The sequence below is a fragment of the Loigolactobacillus zhaoyuanensis genome, assembly GCF_003946385.1.
Classification (GTDB): Bacteria; Bacillota; Bacilli; order Lactobacillales; family Lactobacillaceae; genus Loigolactobacillus; species Loigolactobacillus zhaoyuanensis.
This window is the reverse complement of sequence record NZ_RHOE01000104.1, coordinates 1-4,936: the sequence shown is the minus strand read 5'-3', so window position 1 is coordinate 4,936 and position 4,936 is coordinate 1. Positions and strand designations below refer to the sequence as shown.

Genomic DNA, 4,936 nt, shown 5'->3' with positions numbered 1-4,936 from the left:
TATCCACGTAACGTTTCACTCCTTCTCTAATGTCGTGTCTCACATCGTTAACCTCCTCGATTAAGATGTGATTAATGGTATCAAAAAATGTAGGAAAACCGACAACGATCTCGCCGCCCTTTTCCTACATTTTATAACCGCCGTTTACAATTAACAAACGAAGGCAAATTGGTAGAAGAAAATTGGTTAAATATGGCATTAATATTATCTGATTTAATAGACATTACCCCAAAACTCCTTTATGACCAGTCTTAAGGTAATACTACAGCAAAATTAGCGATACTAATACTATTAATTAGAAACTTGGCAACAAGTACCAGCCCGCCGCGTGGCAACGCGAAAAGCGCGAGCGGGCTGCGGCCGGCTTTAGCCGGTCGCTCAACCCCCAGTATCTAACAGGGGGGTAGAAATAGACAATTCAACATCGCAAAAACATGTATCAACCGTGATATATCAACAATTAAATACGATCTTGCAAAAGCAACTTTGACCTAAAAAAGTTGCTTTTTATTTTGCCTAAAAAGGAAGTGGATCAATGACATGGGCTGATAACGTTAAGGCTAAGCGCAAAGCGCTGGAACTTACTCAAGCTCAGTTAGCCGAAAAAATTGGTATTACGCGCCAACATTTGCAACGCGTGGAATCAGGCAAACAAAACGCCAGTGTTTCCCTACAGGAAGAAATTGATTTGACCCTTGATAACTGGATCAACGAAACGGAATTGGATCTTAATATCGACTATGTCCGGATTCGTTTCCCCACACATGACGTAGATTGGGTACTACAGAATTTTCTTTATTTGAATAAAGATTACATGCTCTTTGATGACTGGGGTTTCTACGGTTATGAAGCACACTACACCTTCTCCAACATTCAGGTCATGATTGCCCCGACAAACGACAAGTTAGGTGTTCTACTCGAATTGAAAGGACAAGGCTGCCGTGAATTTGAAGGTATTTTACTAGCTCATAACCAGACATGGTTTGATTTCTTCCGCAAATGTTACGAAGCTAAGGCCATCTTTAAAAGAATTGACTTAGCCGTCAACGATCGTGTTGGCATGTTAAATATTCCAGAATTAATTGTTAAATGTCAACACAATGAATGTGTCTCTGTTATGCGCCGCTTTCAAGGTCTGAACTCCGGTGCCATGACTGATGACGGCATCAACGGTGAAGGCGCCACACTATATATTGGTTCTATGAAAAGTGATATCTACTTTTGTGTTTATGAAAAGGCCGCCGAACAAATTTTTCGCTATGGTGAAGAATTCGCAGATACTAGCATCAAGAATCGTTTTGAAATTCGCTTGAAAAATGATCGGGCTACCGTTGCGATTGAAGATTTACTCAGTTATCGCAATGTTGAACGTACTGCCTTTGGCATTATCACCCGCTACGTTCGCTTCGTAGATCCCGGTAAAGGTGAAGAACGTTCCAATTGGCCGACTAATCAAACTTGGGCGGCCTTTTGTGGTAAGGGACGGCCGCCCTTGCGGCTTACGCTAAAACCTGAACCATTCGACCTACGCAAAACCCGCGGTTGGATCAAAAAGCAAGTCGCTCCAATGTTAAAAGTACTGCTAAAAATTGATGGCTATGAAGGCAACAATCAAACGATGACCATGATCAAAAGTGCTGAACTCCAACAGAAACATCTAAAACTGCTTGAACAACACACCGTCACTAAAGATAACGTAATCGGTGATTATTTTACAAAGGAGGAAACTGATTGAATACCAACTTACCCCTTGTTAGTCTATCTACTGACCAAAAAGAATATGTGTTAAATATTTATCGCTATCGTAACCATATTGTTGGCGTGATCGAACGCACTAATTTATTACAACTCTTTGAACTCACCGAATTTGTTAAACCTGTTAATTATATTGCTTGGCGTTTTCGTTTGTATTGGCCGTCACCCTTATTGGATGTTCACGGTATACCGTCAAACGATAAATGTTTACTCAAAAAAATAACCGCCATTAGCGTCCAATATCATATTCCGATTTACGGTCAATATCAAACAAACAATCGAGATCAGCATGAATAGTCCCCTAGCAACCTTGATCACTGAACATAAGGATTGGATCTTCAATGCTTATGACTATCATGGTCAAATTATCGGCCTGGTGGAAGATACAAACTATCTACAACTTTTCGAAATGACCCAGTACTTCTCCACACCGGTCGATTACTTTGATTGGCGTTTTTCAATTCATCGGCCAACGCCAATGCTTAACGTTTACGGTAAACCCTGTTACAACGATGAATATCTGAATTTCTTATTTAGTGTCAGTGCCAAAACTGGCTTAGCCTTACTAAATCAACGTTTTTAGATTAACAACTACTACTGAATGGTCGCGTTATACCCTGACAAAAATAATGCAATTTAAAAGGAGCAAGTACTGAAATAAACCTGTGGCGGTGAAACCAATATTTTACTTGACACTATTTATAATGAAGACTGTTTACTTGGAATGAAGAAACTACCGGATCAATCCGTTGACTTGATTCTTTGTGATCTTCCTTACGGCACAACTCCTAACACATGGGATTCGATCATTCCGTTTGAACAACTTTGGCAACAATATTTACGTTTGATCAAACCTCGCAGTGCAATTGTTCTAACCAGTAATCAACGTTTTAGTTTTCAGCTCTACAACTCCCAGCCTGAACTATTCCGTTACAAGTGGGTCTGGGTCAAAAGTAATGTCACTAATTTTATTAACGCCCACCATCGGCCAATGTCACGGTATGAAGAAGTACTTGTATTTTCAAAAGCGCCGGTGGCTAATTCTGATAATGCCATGTTCTATTACCCACAGGACCTGATGCCCATGAACAAAACCATCACTAATGCGCAAACTAAAGGCTTTGGTAACCAAGTACACCCATGGGCAGCGCCAGAACAATATGTTCAAGAGTACCAGAACTATCCGAATGATATTCTACGGTTTAAAGCTGATAAAAATATTTGGCACCCAACCCAGAAGCCAGTCGCATTGTTTGAATACCTGATCAAAACTTATACGTTACCCGGACAAGTTGTTTTAGATAATTGCATGGGTTCCGCCACAACGGCTATTGCTTGTATTAATACTGACCGGCACTACATTGGTTACGAACTTGATCCAAATTATTATCAAAAGGCCTTAGCTCGGATCAAGCAACATCACTCGTCGCAAACCTCACTTTGGTAAATTTAGAAAGGAATTGATAATAAATGAACTTCGGACAAAATCTCTTCAACTGGTTTACAAGCAACGCCCAGTCTTTAGTGCTAATGGCAATTGCAGTGATCGGTGTTTTCTTAGGCTTTAAACGTGAATTTTCTAAACTGATCGGCTTTCTGATCATTGCATTGATCGCCGTGGGGCTGGTATTTAATACCGCCGGCGTCAAAGATGTGCTATTGAACTTATTCAATCGTGTTGTTGGTGCCTAATTACTGCAAGAAAAGAGGGAGCTAAATGGAAACGGTACGCGTTTTTATCGTCAACTTAGGTTATTACAATCAAGGCAAACCCACTGGCAAATGGTTCACACCGCCGTTATACCCTGACGCTATTGCCGAACAACTGGAATTGAAAAATGACAGTGAAGAGTACGCGATCCATGATTACGAAGCACCATTTGAAATTGATCGCTTTGATTCAATAGACGAGATCAATCGTAAGTATGCCGCTTTAGAACGGCTTGAAGAATATGATTTTGGCGCTGACGTTAGTGCCTTGATTGGCGAATGGTTCCGTGATATTGAAGAACTAGCTGAAAACGCTGAGGATATCATTATCTATAAAGGTGTTTCAGATATGGCCGAGCTGGCACAAGATGCTGTGGAATCTGGTGCCGTTTTCGGTGACCTGCCAGATCAAGTCATTGCCTACCTCGACTTTGAAGCACTGGGTCGCGATATGGAAATTGAAGGTAATTACTTGGTTACTAACAGCGCTATTTATGAATACGCAAATTAAGTTTCTGCTCGGGGGCTGGTCTAGCAAATGGATCAGTCCTCTTTACCCCAAAGAAAGGAGGTCACTTATGAAAAAGATTCGTAGTTACACCAGCATTTGGTCCGTGGAAAAAGTGCTTTACGCGATCAACGATGTTAATCTACCGTTCCCCGTCACATTCACGCAAATGACTTGGTTCATCGTCGCCTTATTTTTGGTCATGTTGCTTGGTGATGTACCACCACTTAGTTTCATTGATGGCGCATTCCTGAAATATCTCGGTATTCCGGCGGCCATTACTTGGTTCATGAGTCAAAAGACTTTTGATAACAAACGGCCACTAGGCTTTCTGCGCTCGGTGATCACTTATTTTACCGCCCAGAAGATCACGTTTGCCGGGCGGCCAGTCAAATCTGTTAAAGCTCATGCCCTTGACCACATCACCCACGTAAGGAGGTTCGACCAGTGAAGTTTCCCATAAAATATATCGAAGACAATTTAGTGTTCAATCGTGATGGCGAATGCTTCGCCTATTACGAACTCGTCCCCTATAACTATTCTTTTCTCTCACCTGACCAAAAAGCGGAAGTCCACGAAAATTTCCGTCAGTTGATCTCACAAAACCGTGACGGCAAACTGCATCTCTTGCAGCTTGCCACGGAATCCAGTATCAATGACACGATGCGCCGTTCCAAAGCCACGGTCAAAGGTGATTTAAAAAGTATTGCCGATACACATATTGACGGTCAGGCCGCCGCGTTGATCGACAATATTGGCGATAATCAAGTTGATTATCGTTTTTTTATTGGCTTCAAACTGTTACTAAATGATCGTGGTCCCCTGTCAATAAAATAGACAATTTAAATAGAGACTTTTTTGTCCTATGCCACGACTAAATTTTGAATTTGAGTTTGATACTCATCTTCAAGTTGCTTTGGTGATTTGAATCCACAGTGACTGTGAATTCTAACTGTGTTGTAA

7 protein-coding genes and 1 pseudogene are annotated in these 4,936 nt (G+C 41.2%); all 8 read left to right on the top strand.

Annotated elements, in window-relative coordinates; genetic code table 11:
- The first annotated feature begins 535 nt into the window (after positions 1 to 535).
- Positions 536 to 1,735, top strand: coding sequence for a replication initiation factor domain-containing protein (locus tag EKM76_RS12730; RefSeq protein WP_003678260.1), 1,200 nt, complete (start codon positions 536 to 538; stop codon positions 1,733 to 1,735).
- Entirely contained in the window at positions 1,732 to 2,052 is a 321-nt protein-coding gene (locus EKM76_RS12725) for a hypothetical protein (protein ID WP_010011721.1), read from the top strand. Before EKM76_RS12730 ends, EKM76_RS12725 begins: the two co-directional genes overlap by 4 nt.
- Positions 2,045 to 2,338 (top strand): hypothetical protein, encoded by a 294-nt coding sequence (locus EKM76_RS12720; protein WP_010011722.1) that lies wholly within the window; start codon positions 2,045 to 2,047, stop codon positions 2,336 to 2,338. Before EKM76_RS12725 ends, EKM76_RS12720 begins: the two co-directional genes overlap by 8 nt.
- A 141-nt stretch (positions 2,339 to 2,479) precedes the next feature.
- Entirely contained in the window at positions 2,480 to 3,202 is a 723-nt protein-coding gene (locus tag EKM76_RS12715; RefSeq protein ID WP_003678263.1) for a DNA-methyltransferase, read from the top strand.
- Positions 3,203 to 3,225: 23 nt separating this feature from the next.
- A complete protein-coding gene (locus EKM76_RS12710; protein ID WP_003678268.1) occupies positions 3,226 to 3,447 on the top strand; it encodes a hypothetical protein in 222 nt (73 codons plus the stop codon).
- Positions 3,448 to 3,472: 25 nt separating this feature from the next.
- A complete protein-coding gene (locus EKM76_RS12705; RefSeq protein ID WP_003678269.1) occupies positions 3,473 to 3,976 on the top strand; it encodes an antirestriction protein ArdA in 504 nt (167 codons plus the stop codon).
- A gap of 67 nt (positions 3,977 to 4,043) precedes the next feature.
- Entirely contained in the window at positions 4,044 to 4,424 is a 381-nt protein-coding gene (locus tag EKM76_RS12700) for a conjugal transfer protein (protein WP_003678270.1), read from the top strand.
- A pseudogene (locus tag EKM76_RS12695) lies at positions 4,421 to 4,786 on the top strand (ATP-binding protein); the annotation flags it as partial. The gene EKM76_RS12700 and the pseudogene EKM76_RS12695, both read left to right, overlap by 4 nt.
- Between the last annotated feature and the right edge of the window lie 150 nt (positions 4,787 to 4,936).